This is a genomic window from Lysinibacillus sp. FSL M8-0355 (assembly GCF_038008985.1).
In the GTDB taxonomy this organism is placed as follows: Bacteria; Bacillota; Bacilli; order Bacillales_A; family Planococcaceae; genus Lysinibacillus; species Lysinibacillus fusiformis_D.
This window is the reverse complement of sequence record NZ_JBBPAI010000001.1, coordinates 1,635,010-1,654,176: the sequence shown is the minus strand read 5'-3', so window position 1 is coordinate 1,654,176 and position 19,167 is coordinate 1,635,010. Positions and strand designations below refer to the sequence as shown.

Sequence of the window (19,167 nt, the reverse complement as noted above, 5' to 3'; positions counted from 1 at the left end):
TGTTGTGAGTATGCAAATTAACCCTTCTGATCCAGCAACTATTCCAAAATTTGTAGATGAACTTCCAAAACCAATGACAGCTAAACCCAAATATAGTAGAGGGCAACAAAAAAATGATTATTACGAATTAGTCATGATGGAAGGCGAGCACCGTTTTCATAAGCATTTCCCCAAAACATACATTTGGGGCTATAACGGGCTTTATCCAGGACCAACCATTGAAGCTACTAAAGACAAAAGCATTTATGTGAAATATAAAAATCAGCTACCCTTACAGCACTTTTTGCCCGTAGATTTTACACTTCATGCCGCCAACGATTCTCAAGAGGTAAGAACCGTCACTCACTTACATGGCGCCAATGTGGATTGGGAGAGTGATGGTCATCCAGAAGCATGGTACACAAGAGACTATCGGCATACTGGGCCAAAATTTAATAAGGAAATACATGAATATACAAATCATCAGCCTGGCACTACCATGTGGTATCATGACCATGCAATGGCCTTAACACGTTTAAATGTCTATGCAGGATTAGCAGGCTTTTATTTACTGAGAGATGCACTTGAGGAACGCGCTAATTTACCATGCGGTGACTACGAATATCCGGTTTTAATACAAGATAAATCCTTTAATGAGGATGGCTCGTTGTTTTATCCTGATGAACCACCATTTCCAGTCCCCGTTCACCCCTCTATTACACCTGGTTTTGTTGGTAATACAATCGTAGTGAACGGAAAATTATGGCCTTACTTAGATGTAGAGCCACGTAAATATAGATTTCGTTTTCTTAATGGTTCCAATCGGAGGGGCTATGTTATCAGCCTGTCAAATGGTCAGCCAATGTTTCAAATTGGTACAGATGGCGGTTTCTTATCCGCCCCCCAACTGATCCAATCTGTCGAGTTGCTGCCAGCAGAACGTACAGATGTGATTATCGATTTTTCAAACTGTGCGGGACAGGAAATCACCTTAATCAATGCGGATACAGATTTCAGTAATGAACACACAAATGTCATTATGCAATTTAGAGTCACAGTACCTTTAAAATGTGAAGATACAAGTGATATTCCTGAAAGGCTAGCCGTTACGATGGATCTCCATACACACCATGCACATATTGAAAGACAACTGCCTTTGACAGCTACAACTGATGAATTTGGACGCCCCATGTTATTATTAAATGACCGTATGTACCATGACCCAGCAACAGAAAAACCATCTTTAGATAGTGTGGAAATATGGAATTTTATTAATGCTACACCTTTTCTTCACCCTATTCACTTACATCTCATTCAATTTAAAATTTTGGAGCGAAGACCTTTTAATCTGGAACTTTATCAAAATGAAGGCATTATAGAATTCACAGGGCCACCTGAGGAGCCACGTGACTATGAGCGAGGCTGGAAGGATACAGTGAAAGCTGATGCAGGTAAGGTAACGAAAATTATTATGCATTGGAAAGATCATATTGGTCATTATATGTGGCATTGTCACTTCCTTGAGCACGAGGACCATGATATGATGCGGCCAATCCTCGTCATGAAAGACGTCCATGCAGTCCAGCAGCCACATGCTGCCATCGAACATCCAGCACAACATCAAGAAGCGACTGCTACAACAAATCCTACTGAAACTACCAGTACTACACATCATAACGAGTCTCCAGCACCGCTATTAAACGCCATAGCACAGGAGGAAGAGAGTGCGGCTCCTACGAGTGAAAAGGAATCGCTGGCTGTCCATGTAGGCAATAATGCACAGTTTAGGCCACCACTTCTCTTCCCATTCTTGCCTACGCAGGCTCCTACTAACAGGCAGAGGCGTCATAGAGCGAGAAGATTTTAAGCTTTACAAAGAAAACTACCATTAAAAAGGTGGTTTTCTTTGTTATAACAAATCATTTAGTCTCAAATCGCCATACTCTGTTCGTTATGAACGCTAACAATAGTACACATACAGCTATCATGAGAACAGGTATATAAATCCTACCTTGAAAGACCTCGAACAACATACCATACCCTATTTGCCCAAGTGGAGCCATACATTGTGATACTGCCATCATAATTGCCATGACCTTCCCTAATTTATCATTTGGTGTTTGCTTTTGGACAAGGGTCATCACGTAAATGGAAATGATCGTCATCATCATCGCAATCACAACGGCACACCCAATAAAGATGCCGTATGAAGGATAATAGCCTACTAGTAACATTCGAGGCAACACAGCCATCGCCATAGGAATGACTAATAATGCCGACAGCAACACCCAAATGTAGAGGTTGTGAATACGAAGCTTTTGTGCAAAATAGCCCATCGTTAATGCTCCTAAAATGGTTGCCAAATCAATGATACCCATACCTATTCCATATAATGCATCACTACTTTCCATTGTGACGCGAAGGATAATCGGCACGCCCACAACAAAAAGCGGTGTCAATAATAAATTCAATAAAGCAGCTAGTAGCGTGCATTTTAAAATAAATGTTTGCTTCACCACATAGGTAAAACCTTCTTTCATATCCTTCATTAATATTTGCACCAAATGCCCATCGTAGTCTCGCTTTATAAAGGGAATCGTCATAAACATTTCTACAATAGCTGTAAAGAAGAATAAAAAACCACTTACAATGACCAGCATTTTTAGGCCGAGCACACCATATAAAATTCCCCCTAGTACAGGTGCAGTCACACCTGCCAAAGCCTGCACTCCGTTGACAATGCCATTGGCTTGTTCTAGTTTCTGTTCACTAACCAATATAGGGATACTAGCCATTACGGCTGGTGTATACATTGCACTGACAAGTGATAACAGCACCATAACAAACCCTATCGATAACACGGAATGATTGTCTGTCAGTAACACGAAAAAGAAAATAAAGACAATAGCACTACTGATAAAATCAAATAGGACCATTAAATTACGTCGATTGAATCGATCTGCTATAGCACCACCAAATGGCGTAAGTAAAATAGGTAGGCATGAAATAGCAAAAAGCAAAGCGAAAAGATCTGCGCGTCCTGTCATATCTAACACAAAAAGTGACAAAGCAAATCTTAAAAGTGCAGAGCCCAAAATAGAAATAATTTGCCCAACTACCATTATAAAAAAATCTTTCGAATAGCCCTTTTCTGTTATTGTTATTTCCATTTAATGACCACCTCTTCAATTTATTAGACCGACTGTCGGTCATTATTTGTGTAAAAAAAGTGTAGGCACAAGTGAAACTTTACACGCTTCATATCTTGCCCTACATAAATTAGACTGACTGTCGGTTTATAAATAGTATATGTAATCTCACCAAAAAAAGGAACTTTATTTGGCAATTTATCTTCTTAACTGTTTGCTTCAAGCCTTGAAATATTCTTTAATTTGTTTAATAAATGCTGTTGTTGCTTGGCTGACATAGCGATCTACTCGGTAAATGATAGACAAGCTACGGCTAGGTGCTCCATCTGAAATACGTATACTACACAAAGTAGGATCATTTATTTGTTGGATTAGATGGTATGGTTGCACTGTCGCACCAATATTGGCACGGACAAGATTCATAATCGACGTGACAGAGCTTGTTTCAAGAATAGAATGAAGCTGAAAACCATGTTTTTTTACAGCCTCCTCTACAATCTCTCTGCCAAAGAAGCCTTCTGGATACATCACCATAGGCAGGCCTTTCAATTCAGCAATGGTGATAGCGGTTTGATTCGCCAATGGGTGCTCCTGTGAAACGGTCAGCACATACTCCTCTCTACGTAAAGGAATGATTACCAAACGATCATCTGGCTCCACATTCGTCCCAATGCCAATATCCACTTCATTTTCAAGAACCTGCCGCATAATATCAATAGAAGCCAGTATCCTCAGTTTTACTTTCGGAAATTTTTGATGAAAGTCAATGACAAGCTGTGTAATCCGATAATCTAAATCAGATGGCATAATGCCAACACTTATTTGTCCTCTTTGCAGCTCCTGTAAATCATTGATAGCATCTTTAACATTTTGTAATGTTGTGAGCATTTCCGTAGCATAGCTAAATAATAGAGAGCCAGCCTCTGTTACAACAATCTTTTTTCCAATCCGATCAAACAATGGCATACCTAACTCGTCCTCAAGCACGCGTATTTGCTGACTTAATGTTGGCTGAGAAATGCCAAGTTTCTCAGCAGCTTTTGTAAAATGTAACTCCTCACAGACTGCCATAAAATAGTGTAAATGACGTATTTCCACACCGATCACACCCAATCATAGTTTTTATCTATTATTGTAATAGTAATAATAGTATTGTTCAATCATCTTGGTTAGTATAGACTTCAATTTGAACTTACTATGAATTGTATCGGAGTTGAAATAACATGAATGCAAAGCAAACAATTATACCCATTATCGCTATTATTTTAGCTTCATTTAATTTACGTCCTGTGATTACTTCGGTCTCACCTTTGTTAGGCATCATCCGCGAATCTTTACATATGAGTGCGGCTACTGCAAGTTTATTAACATCTTTAGCTGTGCTATGTATGGGCTTGTTTGCTCCTTTTGCGATACAACTAGCCAATCGTTGGAGCATTGAGAGAGCCATTGCTTACTCCCTTATTCTTATTGGACTAGCAACAGCTGCAAGATTTTTTGCTTATTCTGCCTGGGTGATGCTAGTTACGGCTTTTTTATCAGGCATTGGTATTGCTATAGCGGGTCCTTTATTATCGGGCTATATTAAGGAGAAGTTTTCGAATCCGTCTCGTGTAATCGGTCTTTACTCGTTAGCACTTGTTGTAGGCGCTGGACTTGGTTCAGGGCTTTCCATCCCATTGAGCAATCTCTTTCATTCATGGCAAGCTTCTGCCGCTTCATGGGCTATACTTGCCCTGATTGCTTTAGTCTTTTGGTGGAAACCAGTCGAACAAAAATCAGGCGCTGCTAAACCATCTAGTGCTGGTATAAATGTGAAGCACATGCTAACGAATCAAAAGGCTTGGCTTTTAACAGGCTTTTTTGGTTTAATGGCCTTCATGTTTTATACCATAATGGCTTGGTTACCACCAATCGCTGAAAATATGGGCTACAGCAAACACGATGCTGGCATGATGCTGACACTATTAACCGTCGCCCAAATGCCTGCCACGTTTTTAGTGCCTATCTTAAATAATCGTTTTCAGCATCGAGCTGTATGGCTAATCAGCAGTTCATCATTAGAATTAATTGGGTTATTGATGCTACTGTTTTCTTATAATCCTTGGTTAAGTAGTATGTTGATTGGCATTGGTGCAGGTGGGCTATTCTCATTAGGATTAACATTACCTATCGATGAGGCCAAGGATATGAGCGAGGCAAGCTTCCTGGCAGCCATGACACAATCAATTGGTTTCGTATTCGCTGCCCTGGGTCCATTTTTTGTTGGTCTAGTACGAGACTTCACAGGCAATTTTTCAGTTGCGATTATTGGCATGATTATCATCGTTCTAGCTATGGTCCTGATTCAACTAAAAATTGGCAATCAGAATCAACCTCATATCCATATGAAAAAGACGACTTCCTAGCAAGGTAGGTCGTCTTTTTATTTTTGAATCGTTTGTTGGCCTTCATTAAATGGGTACCTCTGCAATTCATATTGCATCTACATAAATATGAAAATTAGCGAAACCGCCAAGGAAATGTTGATTTATCGTATCGAATAGATTAAAGAAATTTTATAAACTGATTTAAAAAGCTATGAGGAACTTTTACAAATTCAACTAAAGCTTAGAACCTATCGCTTGCTTGGGAAGTCTTGCTACCATGATGAATTCGCAGACTAATAGCAAAAGATGATGGTGACATCACCTTTTTTAATGACGATTCATTTCATATTCAGTTCATAATCGCATGCTATAGTAAAGCCATAGAAACGAAAAACATTGTTTTCGAACAATGAAGGAGGCTTATTTCTTTGCAAGAGACATCAAAAGATACGACAAAACAAAAAGATTGGCGACGCTTTATACAATTAATAAAACGGGCTGAGCCGCCGATTTGGCTACTCGTCATCGCTTTAGTGATGAGTTTAGCGACAACGGGTGTAGGTTTTATTGTTCCATTATTTACAAAACAATTAGTGGATGGCTTTTCTTTAGAATCACTTAATTATTGGCAAATCATTGTGCTAGGTATTGCCTTTATCGCACAAGCTGTTGCGAGTGGCTTATCTATTTACTATTTAAATCGAGTTGGTCATCATGTTGTAGCAAAATTACGCGATCAGTTATGGAGAAAACTGCTACACTTACCAATCCCCTATTATGATGAACATGATACAGGGGAAACCTTGAGCCGTGTTACAAATGACACAGCTGTTGTGAAAGAACTGATTACAGAGCATTTAGCAAACTGTTTATCTGGTGTTATTTCGATTATTGGTTCGATCATCATTCTGTTATTTTTAGATTGGAAAATGACGTTAGTGATGCTGATTGCTGTACCACTGGCAATGGTCATTTTAATGTTGCTTGGTCGACGCATGTTTGTCATTTCAAAAGGTATGCAAGATGAGACAGCGAAATTTACGTCTGTATTGAATCAAGTTTTACCCGAAACACGTCTAGTCAAGGCTTCCAATGCTGAACAAATTGAATATGCGCGTGGAAAAAAAGGTATTTCTAATCTCTTTACATTTGGCTTAAAAGAAGCAAAAATCCATGCATTGATTTCACCGCTTATTTCATTTGTGCTGATGTCTGTGCTTGTAGCTATTATTGGCTATGGCGGTGTCCGTGTTTCCTCTGGGGAGCTGACGGCTGGCGATATGGTGGCATTTATTTTATATTTAATCCAAATCATTATGCCAATGACGCAATTGACAATGTTCTTTACTCAACTGCAAAAAGCAATGGGTGCAACAGAACGTATTAGTGCATTGCTTGAACATGAAGAGGAACATATTGAAGAAGGCTTAACAGTTGAAAAAGTAAATCAACCCATTTATGTTAAAAATGTCGATTTCTCTTATGGGGAAGAACCTATTTTATCTGATATAAACTTCACGATTGAACCAGGCAAAGTAACAGCCATCGTCGGGCCAAGTGGTGGTGGTAAAACAACTACATTTTCACTGTTAGAAAGATATTATCAGCCGACGAGCGGTAGTATTACGCTAGGAGATATACCAATAGAAACATTCTCACTCCATTCTTGGCGCAGTCAAATTGGCTATGTGGCGCAGGAAAGTGCCCTATTATCAGGAACGATTCGAGAAAATATTTGCTATGGTATTGAGCGAGATGTGCAAGATGATGAGCTAGAAAATGTAGCCAAAATGGCCTATGCCGATCAATTTATTAACGAGCTGCCAGATAAGTTTGATACAGAAGTTGGAGAACGAGGCATTAAGCTTTCAGGAGGACAGCGTCAACGTATCTCTATTGCAAGAGCGCTTTTACGTAATCCACAAATATTAATGTTAGATGAAGCAACATCGAGTTTAGATAGTAAGTCAGAAATTTATGTACAAAAAGCATTAGACAACTTAATGGAAGGTCGCACAACATTGGTTATTGCGCACCGTCTATCAACAGTAGTAGATGCCGATCAAATACTCTTTATTGAGAAAGGGCATATTACAGGATGTGGTACACACGAAACGCTCTTTGAAACACATGCTATGTACCGTGAGTTTGCGATGCAACAATTACGTATTAAAGAGGATGAATAAAGGGGTTTGTTGAGATGACAAAACTATTAGTGGTGGATGATGATGCACATATTCGAGAATTAGTAAAAGTCTTTCTACAAAATGAAGGCTTAGAGGTGATTGAGGCTATGGACGGTGTGGATGCACTGTCCCAATTAGCCACTGAAAAAGTGGATATGGTCATAATGGATATTATGATGCCCAATATGGATGGCTGGGCATTATGTGAGGAAATACGTTCATTTGATACAGACCTCCCTATCCTGATGCTGACAGCGAAGGGCGAAACTTCTCAAAAGGTCAAAGGCTTTCATTTAGGGACAGATGATTATCTCGTGAAGCCATTCGAGCCAGCCGAGCTAATCGTGCGTGTAAAATCGATTTTAAAAAGATATCGCATTTCTCTCTCTCAGGTTGTCGAAGCAGGTAACGTCAAACTCAATCGCCATACACATGAAGTAGATATGAATGGACAGACTATTCTACTTCGCTTAAAGGAGTTCGAGCTTTTATTTACCCTAGCCAGCTATGTTGGTAAAACCTTTTCAAGAGAACAATTAATTGAAGAAATATGGGGCTATGACTATGAGGGAGATGAGCGAACAGTCGATGTTCATATTAAAAGAATACGCGAGCGTTTCCCACAAGAGCTGAGTGGCTTTGTCATTCGCACTATTCGTGGTCTTGGCTATCGTTTGGAATTAATGTCATGAGAAAACGAAGATTCCTTGTAAGATTGGCAATGGTCTTTTGCCTGTTCCTTATTGCCAATACTGTATTTGCTTTTATTGCCTATCACGCAACCACTTGGCTGTATGCTCGATTGGGGACAGAGCCCCATGGTTTCTGGCTACAATTAGGCACGGTAATTGGTGTATTTGTACTCTTTGCCTGTTCTGCTGCAATTATCTTTTTAATTGGACTGAACCGACAACGTAACTACTGGGATAAAATCGTTGATGCATTAAGTCGCATGGCAAAAGGTGATTTTGATGTCCAGTTAGACTTGAAAGCAGATGAAAAAGACCAATTTGGGCAATTAATCCATGGCATCAATCATATGGCCGTTGAATTAGGTGAACTTGAAAGAATGCGTCAAGAGTTCATTTCAAACGTCTCTCATGAAATTCAGTCACCTTTAACGTCTATTAATGGCTTTGCGAAGGCACTTAAAAATATTAATTTGCCCGAAGAAAAGCGTCAGCATTATTTAGACATTATTGAAGTGGAAAGTAATCGTTTATCAAAAATCAGTGATAACTTACTCAAACTAACATCCTTAGAATCACATCACCATCCCTTTGAACCTAAAAATTATCGGCTTGATAAACAATTACGCACTGTTGTCCTAGCTCTTGAACCGAATTGGCTAGCCAAACAGCTTGACTTTGACCTCCATCTTGACAATATAAGCATCACAGCAGATGAGGATTTAATGAATCAAGTCTGGATGAATTTGCTGACGAACAGCATTAAATTTACACCTGCTAAAGGGACCATCACGTTGTCTATGAAGAAGCAGTTAGATTCGATCACTGTCATTATTCAAGATACTGGAATTGGTCTAACAGAAGAACAACAAATGCATATTTTTGAAAGGTTTTATAAGGCTGATCAATCACGAACATCGGCTAATGGTGGCAGTGGCTTAGGATTAGCCATTGTCAAAAAAATTATTGATATGCACCATGGAACTATTGCTGTGGAGAGCAAGCTCGCTGAATTTACAAGCTTTTTGGTTACAGTGCCCATCGATAGTACATCAGCTCGTGCAAACGACTAAAAGCGGTCTGCACGAGTTATTTTTAACTAGTAAGCAACTTTTCTAAAATAGTGATATACTTTATCCAATTTTTGCTGCTGTTTCCCCTTTTTACTTTCCATATTCCCAAACTCAAAAAACTTTACTTTTTTCATCCCAACAAACTTAAACAATGCTCTCTTCATTAAAATTTTATGCGCATTATTCAACCATAAAAGCGGATAATTGGTTGGTCCCTTCATCGTCGACACACAAACAACCGACTTCCCTTTTAAAAGTCCCTCTGGAAATAATCCCTTTGTATCCCGATAAGCAAAGTTAGCTGCAAACAATTGATCAATAAAACCTAACAACATTGCTGGCGGTCTTCCCCACCAGATCGGATAAACAAATACAAGCTGATCCGCCCAGGAAAGCTGTTGTCGATATTTTTCCAATTTCGGATCCTGATACATATCACGACGTCGTTTATGCTCATGGAAAATTAAACGTGGATCAAATTCCTCTTCATATAAATCTAGTATCTGTATTTCTTCGATGGCAGGATTCTCTTGACAACCCTTTAATACTTCCTGTAAAAAAGCATAATTTAAACTTTTATGATTTGGATATGTATAAATAATTAACGTTTTCATCATGTGCCCTCCCATTACTTATCATTTGATAACAAAATAATAAACCATCCCTTTTTAGTTGTCAAATGATAATTGTTTTAGGACAAGTTATTTGTTATCTTGTCAGTAGAGGTGATCCCATTGAATAAAAGTACTTTATTTCATCAGTTTGTATCATTCACAGCCACGATCCATCAAGTGACACATGATCTCACACAAAATGTAACCACAGCTAATATCACACCGCTTCACTATAAAATTCTTGAATATATTAAAGTAAGCCAACCTGTCACACCAACCGAAATCAGTGAATGTCAGCACATGTCCTTACCGAATACAAGCCGTGAATTACGAAAACTACAAGAACGCCAATTAATTGAAAAATTTAGCGACACAGAGGATCGAAGAAAGCAATATGTACGCCTGTCACCCGAAGGTGAAAAAATGATGGCAGAGGCATTCGCCTGTATTGAGGAACGCTTTTTAGCGCTTATTCAGCATGCCACATCGGATGATTTAAAGGACATCCAGCATGCCCTAACCATCCTTGAGCAAAAGGTCTTTCAACAAAAAGACTAAGCCTCGATTGTGTGTTAGCGGCTTGAATCACTCTTTCTGAGGTTAAAGTCGCTCTTAACGTTGATTTAAGCGCTCTCTTGGCTCAATACCGCCCATTCTTTGACTGGAAGCGCTCACCCTGGACTCAACACCGCTCATACCTTTACTCGAGGCGCTCTCTTTTGGCTCAATTCCACTCATATCTTTGCTCGAAGTGCTCTCTTTTGCTTCAAAACCGTTCTTTCCTTTGCCCGAAGCGCTCGCAACAGCCCAAACCTCTGCAAAAGATGATGATTTTTAGCTATTTCCTTAATCAAAGCAATCCCTTAACTAAAATTGACTATTGATGATTTACCTTAAATCTTTAAAAATCTCCTTAAAAAGAACATCCTTGCACGCTGCACAGGGTCGTAACCCATTTGCTTTTTCTTTAATAGAATAAATGTGAGTAAAAGGAGGAGTTTCCAGTGGAAGTAGTCGTGTTTGATCGGAAGTGGATTGAGGAACAGTTGGAAACATTGCCGTTGTGGCAACAGTCAGCCTATACTGACTTTGCTGCCACAATTGCCGATGAAGGGAATACGTTTCCTTGTGTACCAGCCAGAATGGGGTTTTTATCGAACCATTTACGCTATAGCTTTATAGGGGATCCACGGGAGGAGCAATCGATTCAGATGTTAGCGCAATGCTTAAAGGAATATGGGAAGGCATCCAGATCTTTTGGAAAATATACAACGCTCACGGTGTTCTTTCATACCCCTCATGATATGCTTGATAGCTATAAGGTGGCGGATTACCAGCAATTATTTTGGTCCATTTTAAACAATTTAACCAATATGGATGAGTTAGATTGGCCTGAGGCAATACCGACAAATCCAGACCATCATGAATGGGAGTTTTGCTTTAATGGAGAACCCTATTTTATTTCTTGTGCAACACCAGCTCATCAATTGCGGAAGAGTCGTCACTTTTCTACTTTGCTAATGGCTATTCAGCCACGTTGGATATTTGACGATATAAACGACACTACTGCATTTGGACGAAAAATCAAAAAACTTATCCGCCAGCGCATCGCAGAATATGACGAGATTCCAGGGCATCCAGATTTAAAATGGTATGGTCAAGAGGATAGCTATGAATGGAAGCAATATTTTTTAAGTGATGACAATCATAGTCCATCCGAATGCCCTTTTTTACGGATGTCACAGGAAAATAGGACATTACGCAATGTTTTTTTGCCTTTTCACAACGATCCAGGTCGCCACACCGATTAGGACAATAAAGAGCAGGCTCACGCAAAAACCGAGTCTGCTCGTTTTTTCGCCTAAAGTACCAGACACGGTTACAGCAATAAGCAACATGCCAAGACTGTTCTTAATTTGCTCCCACCTCGATAGCTCCATTAGCTTTCTATATGTTATTAAAATAAAGAGCCAATTATAGATCAACATTAAACCTGCTGCCGTTATCAAATATTCAAAGATTTTTTCGGGCATCAAAAAACCAATGACAATCGTAATTACTAAGCCACTTGTTAAAAATAAAAAGGCAGGAAAAGGAATTTTCATCTTCCCCTTTTTTGCTAAGATGGCAGGCGCATCATGATCCTCGGCAAGTGTAGTGAGAATGGTTATGACCGCGTAAAGCGAAGCAACCATGGTTGAAAAACCAGCAATGATTAAAACACCGTTAAAAATATCTGCCACAAAAGGGATATGATAACCTTGAAGCGCTGTAATAAAAGGACTTTCATCTATCGAAAAGTCTTTCCAGGAAACAAGTGCCAACGCAAGCGCAATAGCCATGATAAAAATAATAGTAATGACAATGAGCATAATTCTCCCTGCTTTTGGCGCCTCTTTTGGATTTTTTAAATCGATGACCATTAAACCCATCACCTCAATTCCACCATAGGCATAAAATGCATAGAGCAGGCCAAGCCAAATTCCTTTGATTCCTTGTGAGAAAAATCCTTCATAATTTGACTGTAATGATTCGATTGGAGCTGATTGTGTAGCTCTTATGATGATGATGATCGCTACGATAATAAACATGACAATCGCAGCGGCTTTTAATGCCCCGAAAATATTTTGAAAGTTTTCAAAGCCCTTCATGCCAGTAAGAATGACGACTAAGCCAAGGACAGCATAAATCGATGCAGCAACCCAGAGTGGTAACGCTGGGAACCAAAACTTCGTAAATATACCGAGTGCCATCAGCTGGCTACCCATGATTAATAGCTCGGAAATTAAGTACACCCAGCCATTACTAAATCCTGCCCATCGCCCAAAAGCCTGCTTGGCATAAGTACGGAAGGAGCCTTTATCAGGGTTTTCCACAGACATTTTGACAAGTGCCTCATACACAATATACGTACATATAGCTGCTAACAAAAAAGGAATGAGCACAGCCGGTCCACTTTTATGGATGGCCATACTTGTCCCAAGAAAAAAGCCTGTTCCCAGTGTACAACCGATACCGAGAAGCGAAAGTTGCCACCAAGACAACCTTCCTTTATTTGAAGTAGAAGTCATGTTTATCAGTCCTTCGCTACGTTCTTACCAATGGCAATGTCATACAACGAATGCCACCGCCACCCTTTTCAAGCTCTGTGACGTCGACTTCAAGCACGTTCTTTTTCTTTAGAAGTGGATGCGCCAAGAATTGCTGTTTCGTCGCCTGCTTGCTAATCAATAGTGTTTCTGGATTAAGGTTGATGAAATTAATATCTGGTATTGTCTTATAGGTGTCACGCCAGTAAACATCAAAACCATGACGCTTTAAAAATGGCTCAATCATGTCGAAACGGCTGCTTTGTGCTGTCAACACCTGTACAGGAAAAAGGCGCACAAAGCTTTTAGCGATGACCAAATTAACGTTCACAACATTACAATTCATATCTAAATGCAGTGTGTCATTACTTTTCGGTAAATCAATAACGGCAATTTCCGAAAATCCCTCTTGAAAAATGCTTTCTTTTATCTTGTCGATGGCCTCTAATGTCGTTCTCATTCCGAGATTAATGAGCACAGCATCCTTGTTTAAAATCAACAGATCACCACACTCAAATGAATGAAGTGCTTGCGACTGTGCCGTAAATTGTTGAGGAAACCATTTCTCTAAAAGGGCATGGGCTAGAGGATATTCTGGTCTCCTTAATGAGCTCCCAGCCCTTCCAGGTAAAAGTCGATTACCAATGACACAGGCAAGATCACGCACAAAATAACGATTTATAAGCTGTTCACTTAACAATTGCTGCTCATGGGCTAGCTCATTTGCATAATCTAGAACCTTTACTCCAGCGTTTTCTAAAATTGTTTTGAGTGCTAGGAAATTGTCCATCGCCTTATTATGGTTGACTGTATCACTCCATCCAACCTGCTCCGCTATTGTGCTATCTGTTACATCTACTATCGAAGGTGCACAAAGCATCACAACCTTCAGTTCGTCATATTCAGACCAACAATTTACTTGAAATGAATCCATCCAGTACTCTCCCCTTCTTATTCAATCTCTGTTAGCGTTACCATTGACATTTAGATTATACAAACACAATAAATAAGAAGGATTTTCTAAATAAATATAGAGGGCATCAACCAATCTTTTTTACTTAGTTCCGTTATCATCATGTTAAATAGTGAAAACGTAGTGTTATGGCAAGAGAGATATAATGGTGGTTGGGGCTTCCAGGTGACTTGATGGAATTAGTGGATAGCTTAACAAAGGAGAGAGACCAGAAGAAACAGGACTAGCCAGCACAGATTTACAGTTAATCTTAATTTTTTCTGGACCTGATTACTATCTAATGGCGATGAACTTTACTCTGTAACTGCCGTTTAGTTTACAAGAATACTACAGATGATTTAGTCATTAATTACCGTGAATCAGAGACAATGTGGTATTTTTTCATTATTGGATTTATCAGATGATTTAACATACACAAATAATAAGTTAGAGAGAACACATTGTTCCCTCTTATTGTCATGTAAAATATTCTAATTTTGCTTGAGGGAAGAATTTTTGCATATAGCCATACAAGTGTTCCTTTATATCTTCCTCTTCTTCTTTTTGATAAATATATTTACCAATCCCATATTTCCCCCATTTATACCTTCTCACTGTTTCGTCAAGTTCTAGCTTCGTCATGGGATAATTTTTTTCAATTACGCGTTTGGCAGGCTTTGTAAAACGATGTTGAATAAACTCAAATGTGATGTCGTCACGTACATCCTTTGGCAATTCCGCATCCAAACGCTCAAACATCTCATAGTAGCCCTCCTGCCAGCCCTCATGAAGATAGATTGGGGCAACAATAAATCCAAGCGGATATCCAGCCCTTGCCACTTTCCCCGCAGCCTCTATACGCTTCACTAATGGTGATGTTCCTGGCTCAAAATGTTTAATGACATAATCAGCATTGACGCTAAAGCGGAACCTCGTTTTACCATTATGTTTGGCATCCAATAGGTGATCTACGTGATGGAACTTCGTCACAAATCGTAATTGGCCTAACTCACTTTGTCCAAAATGTTCAATAGCGCGCTTCAACGTATGTGTTAAATGATCAATCCCTACAATATCTGAAGTACAGGATGCCTCAAAGCGTGTGATATCAGGAGCTCGTTCTGCCATATAAAGATCTGCTTGCTCTAAAATTTCATCAACATTCACATACGTACGAATATAAGGTTTGCTGCCCATTGTTGTTTGTAAATAACAATAATGACAATGCCCCATGCAGCCTGTTGCAAACGGAATCGCATACTCTGCTGAGGGCTTAGATGTATCAAACTTTAACGTTTTTCGAATGCCTACTACTAATGTCGATTTCGCTACTCGATACTTTTGAAAATCATTGTCGCCAGGAAGATTTCTTACTTGATTGTGCGAAGTCGTATAGCGAATTTCAATCCCTATTTGTTCAAATTTTTCTTTTAGCTCCTGACCTAATGGATACTGGAGCGCATCAGGCTCAAAATAGACGAGCTGAGGGATAAACGGTTTGATCATAGTAGCCCTCCCTCAATGAAAATACTGATGATAGGCTTGCTCAGCCGCCATCTCGCTTGAAAAAATTAACATATCATTTGAAATTGGATAATACGTTTCAAATAAAAATAGAGCCAGCTCCTCTGGTTGCTCTGGATGATAAACCACTGCGGCTTCCTGTATATTCGCTACATCCTGAATATGAGGATTCCGATAAAAAATATAAACGATATCACCGACATTATATGGTTGTTGCATTTCTTCACCTTCCTCTTTCTTTCCGTTAGTGTGGTGAAATGGTTAGAGAAATATGTCATAAAAAAATTTTTTAAGTACTATACATAATTTTATGTGACCATAACTTCAAATCTGAGAAGATCGTATAATACAGAATTTTTTAACTATTTGGCACAATCAAGAAAAGGAGGAAGATATATGATTAAACAATCCATTATTGAAAATGTACTTGAAGCCGCGCTAGCAACTGGTGGGGATTTTTCTGAAATTTTTATTGAAGATAAATATGTAAATGACTTTGTCTTACAAAGTGGCAAGATTGAACAAAGTATTTCTGGGCGTGATTTTGGAATCGGCATCCGTATTTTTTCAGGACTTCAAAGCATCTATACTTACACCAATGATTTTTCTGAGGAAGGTTTACTAGCAGCAGCAGAACGTGCAGCCCTAGCTATCAAAGGTGGTGGATCGGGTACCATTCACCCTCTTCACAAAGAAATCATCACGCCTATTCATCAAATTCTCCACATGCCTCATACAGTGGAGCACACAAGAAAAACAGCGGTCATGCGACAAGCAGACGCTATTGCAAGACATTATGATCCTCGGATTCACCAAGTAAAAGTTCGATATCTTGATGAGCAACAAAACGTCCTGATCGCAAATTCAGAGGGTAAATTTGTAGAGGATACGCGAGTTCACAGTAGACTTAGTATGCAAGCGACGGCTACAGAAGGGACTGAAGTACAAACAGGATTCTATGGCCCAGGTGCGCATGCAGGCTTTGAATTTATTGAAAAGCTAGACCTTAACCATTATGCAGGAGAGGCTGCACGTATCGCTGTCACAATGCTTCACGCAGATGAATGTCCAAGCGGTAAATTCCCTGTCATTATTGATAATGAATTTGGTGGTGTCATTTTCCATGAGGCTTGTGGACATGGCTTAGAAGCAACTGCTGTTGCCAAAAACAATTCGGTCTTCGCCAATCGTATCGGTGAAAGAGTCGCTCCTGAAATTGTTACATATATCGATGATGGCACACTACCGAACGAGTGGGGCTCCCTAAATATTGATGATGAAGGAGAAAAAACAAGGAAGAATATTTTAATTGAAAATGGTATTTTAAAGGGCTACTTAATCGATAAATTTAATGCTCGACGCATGAATGCTCAGCCCACAGGCTCTTCTCGTCGACAATCCTATCGATTTAATCCTACATCACGTATGACAAATACGTATATCGCACCAGGTACATCTACGCCAGCCGATATTATCTCATCGACAGAGTATGGTATATATGCAAAATATATGGGTGGTGGACAAGTTTCTCCTGCTACTGGCGATTATAATTTTGCGGTGATGGAGGCCTATATCGTCAAAGACGGAAAAATTGAACGCCCTGTACGTGGCGCAACACTCATAGGCAATGGCGCAAAAACATTGCAACTTGTTGATCGAGTAGGTAATAATCTCGCCCATGGAGCGGGTATGTGTGGTTCACTTAGCGGGAGCCTTCCTGTCAATGTAGGTCAGCCAATGATACGTGTAAGTGAAATAACAGTTGGTGGAACGAAGGGGGAGTAATTGATGAACATTGCTAAATTTCAAGAAAAACTATTAGACAAGGCGCTAGAAGCTGGTTTTATAGAAGCTGAGGTTTATTATGAACAAAATAAATCTATTGGATGCACGCTCTACGAGGGCGAGATTGATAGCTACGAAACGTCTGAAGACGGAGGTCTAAGTCTACGAGGACTTTACAACGGAAAAATGGGCTATTCCTATACGGAAAAGTTAGACGATGATTCGATTTCCTTTTTAATTAATAGCGCAAAAGCAAATGCAAACATACTTGATGAGGATGAGGGCATAGTTATTTTTAATGGCAGCTCTGAATATCCATCTTATGAATATTACAATGAAGAATTAGAGACTATCGGAATTCCAGAAAAAATAGAGCTTCTTCGTTCCATCGAAGAAAAGATTCGTGCATACGATTCACGCATCATTGCTCTTGATTATTGTTTACTGCAAGAATATACAGCTGAACGTTCATTAGTAAATAGTAAAAATCTTGACTTATCACATAAAGAGAACGGCTTAGTGATTTTCCTCTCCACAGTTGTAAAGGAGGGTGAAGAAATGAAAACAGGCCGTTATTTGAAAATGACACGTGATTTCCATTCTCTTCATGTTGATGATATTGCAAAAGAAGCAGCTGAGGAAGCCCTTGCCAATTTAGGTGAAAAATCGATTCCAGGTGGAAAATATCCAATCGTTTTCCGCTCTGATGCATCAGCCTCTTTATTAGACACTTTTATGCCAATACTATCAGCTGAAAATGCTCAAAAAGATCAATCTCTATTAAAAGGAAAAGTCGGACAAAAAGTGGCATCAGAAGCAGTTACATTGCTGAGTACGCCATTCCATCCTGCCGCATTGTCTGGAGCAAACTTTGATGGTGAAGGTGTTGCAACAAAAGAGCAGGAAATTATTTTAGAGGGTACACTCCAAACACTTTTGCATAACAGGAAAACAGCTAAAAAGGATAACTGTGAAACAACAGGGCATGCCCATAAAGATTCTTACAAAGGAACGTTAACGATTGCGCCCCAAATTTTATATATTTCAACTGGCGAGAAATCTCTTGATGAGTTAATTCACTCGGTTAGTAACGGGGTATTTATTACTGAATTATCTGGGCTTCACTCTGGTACGAATACGGTTACAGGTGATTTTTCAGTCGCTGCAAAAGGGTTTCATATTCAAAATGGAAAAATTGCCTCCCCTGTTAAGCAAATGACAATAGCCGGAAATTTTTTCGAGTTCTTAAATGGTATCAAAGAAACTAGCTCTGAGCTTTACTTCCTGCCAAAAGGCTATGGCTCCTCTTCGCTACTTGTAAAGGAACTTTCAGTGACAGTGGAATAAAAACTAAAAAGTAAACACTTCTATAGTTCAAGCCATAGTATATGATATTTCTCGGCAATTCTTTTATCTATAGTCACGTCAAACACCTCTGATTCAGTTGACAAAATGAAACTGATGATAGAAATCCACAACCTTTAGTGGAAACGACTATGGGCAAGGGAGTTGCTTCCTTTGTTTCGTAAAGACTCTAAGTATAATCCTCGTTATTAACCGATCCTCCTGCACCGAATAGTTGGGCACCTCCCCTCAAAATTCTCAATCTTTGTTACGGTAAGTGAATCAGAAAATAGCATCGATATAGCCTAAAATGGTTAAATTTTCTTTACTAGGTAAAAGGATGAAACTTTTAGCCCTTTGATACGTTAAATTAATTGTCATGCTGCGTCAGTCATATGGCATGAAGAAGGGTGG

General features: G+C 39.3%; 16 protein-coding genes. 9 read left to right on the top strand and 7 right to left on the bottom strand.

From position 1 onward, the window contains the following. The first annotated feature begins 10 nt into the window (after positions 1-10). Complete coding sequence (locus MKY46_RS07850; protein ID WP_036118480.1) at positions 11-1,846, top strand: multicopper oxidase family protein; 1,836 nt, start codon at positions 11-13, stop codon at positions 1,844-1,846. Between the two features lie 52 nt (positions 1,847-1,898). Here the strand turns inward: MKY46_RS07850 and MKY46_RS07845 are convergent, their stop codons facing one another. Together MKY46_RS07845 and MKY46_RS07840 are read right to left on the bottom strand one after the other, a co-directional pair. Continuing rightward, positions 1,899-3,149 carry an MFS transporter gene (locus tag MKY46_RS07845; protein ID WP_101966311.1) on the bottom strand — a complete coding sequence of 417 codons (1,251 nt, stop codon included), beginning with the start codon at positions 3,147-3,149 and terminating at the stop codon, positions 1,899-1,901. 198 nt (positions 3,150-3,347) lie between these two features. Then, a complete protein-coding gene (locus tag MKY46_RS07840; protein ID WP_036118490.1) occupies positions 3,348-4,226 on the bottom strand; it encodes a LysR family transcriptional regulator in 879 nt (292 codons plus the stop codon). Positions 4,227-4,351: 125 nt separating this feature from the next. On the opposite strand from MKY46_RS07840, the gene MKY46_RS07835 reads away from it, so the two are divergent. From MKY46_RS07835 to MKY46_RS07820, 4 genes are all read left to right on the top strand, one after another. Further along, a complete protein-coding gene (locus MKY46_RS07835) occupies positions 4,352-5,536 on the top strand; it encodes an MFS transporter (RefSeq protein ID WP_036118493.1) in 1,185 nt (394 codons plus the stop codon). 389 nt (positions 5,537-5,925) lie between these two features. Beyond that, a complete protein-coding gene (locus MKY46_RS07830; RefSeq protein WP_036118496.1) occupies positions 5,926-7,683 on the top strand; it encodes an ABC transporter ATP-binding protein in 1,758 nt (585 codons plus the stop codon). Positions 7,684-7,697: 14 nt separating this feature from the next. Next, positions 7,698-8,375, top strand: coding sequence for a response regulator transcription factor (locus tag MKY46_RS07825; protein ID WP_036118499.1), 678 nt, complete (start codon positions 7,698-7,700; stop codon positions 8,373-8,375). Next, complete coding sequence (locus MKY46_RS07820; RefSeq protein WP_340833906.1) at positions 8,372-9,445, top strand: sensor histidine kinase; 1,074 nt, start codon at positions 8,372-8,374, stop codon at positions 9,443-9,445. Before MKY46_RS07825 ends, MKY46_RS07820 begins: the two co-directional genes overlap by 4 nt. Before the next feature lie 26 nt (positions 9,446-9,471). On the opposite strand, the gene MKY46_RS07815 is transcribed toward MKY46_RS07820, so the two are convergent. Next, a complete protein-coding gene (locus MKY46_RS07815; protein ID WP_340833904.1) occupies positions 9,472-10,059 on the bottom strand; it encodes an NAD(P)H-dependent oxidoreductase in 588 nt (195 codons plus the stop codon). A gap of 120 nt (positions 10,060-10,179) precedes the next feature. Here MKY46_RS07815 and MKY46_RS07810 point away from each other — a divergent pair, with 120 nt between their 5' ends. Continuing rightward, positions 10,180-10,617 (top strand): MarR family winged helix-turn-helix transcriptional regulator, encoded by a 438-nt coding sequence (locus MKY46_RS07810; protein ID WP_036118507.1) that lies wholly within the window; start codon positions 10,180-10,182, stop codon positions 10,615-10,617. Positions 10,618-11,063: 446 nt separating this feature from the next. Further along, entirely contained in the window at positions 11,064-11,870 is an 807-nt protein-coding gene (locus MKY46_RS07805) for a YqcI/YcgG family protein (protein ID WP_340833902.1), read from the top strand. On the opposite strand, the gene MKY46_RS07800 is transcribed toward MKY46_RS07805, so the two are convergent. The 4 genes from MKY46_RS07800 to MKY46_RS07785 all read right to left on the bottom strand — a co-directional run bounded on the left by MKY46_RS07800 (position 11,817) and on the right by MKY46_RS07785 (position 15,843). Continuing rightward, positions 11,817-13,130, bottom strand: a complete 1,314-nt coding sequence (locus tag MKY46_RS07800) for an amino acid permease (RefSeq protein ID WP_036118515.1) — start codon at positions 13,128-13,130, stop codon at positions 11,817-11,819. The genes MKY46_RS07805 and MKY46_RS07800 overlap by 54 nt on opposite strands. A gap of 16 nt (positions 13,131-13,146) precedes the next feature. Continuing rightward, entirely contained in the window at positions 13,147-14,082 is a 936-nt protein-coding gene (locus MKY46_RS07795; protein WP_036118518.1) for an arginine deiminase family protein, read from the bottom strand. A 495-nt stretch (positions 14,083-14,577) separates the two neighbouring features. Next, entirely contained in the window at positions 14,578-15,606 is a 1,029-nt protein-coding gene (gene splB / locus MKY46_RS07790) for a spore photoproduct lyase (RefSeq protein ID WP_036118521.1), read from the bottom strand. A gap of 12 nt (positions 15,607-15,618) precedes the next feature. Further along, positions 15,619-15,843 carry a transcriptional regulator SplA domain-containing protein gene (locus MKY46_RS07785; protein WP_036118524.1) on the bottom strand — a complete coding sequence of 75 codons (225 nt, stop codon included), beginning with the start codon at positions 15,841-15,843 and terminating at the stop codon, positions 15,619-15,621. A gap of 177 nt (positions 15,844-16,020) precedes the next feature. Between MKY46_RS07785 and MKY46_RS07780 the strand changes: the two genes are divergently transcribed. Then, a complete protein-coding gene (locus MKY46_RS07780; protein WP_036118526.1) occupies positions 16,021-17,409 on the top strand; it encodes a TldD/PmbA family protein in 1,389 nt (462 codons plus the stop codon). A 3-nt stretch (positions 17,410-17,412) separates the two neighbouring features. Further along, positions 17,413-18,756, top strand: a complete 1,344-nt coding sequence (locus MKY46_RS07775; RefSeq protein ID WP_036118529.1) for a TldD/PmbA family protein — start codon at positions 17,413-17,415, stop codon at positions 18,754-18,756. The last annotated feature ends 411 nt before the right edge of the window (positions 18,757-19,167 follow it).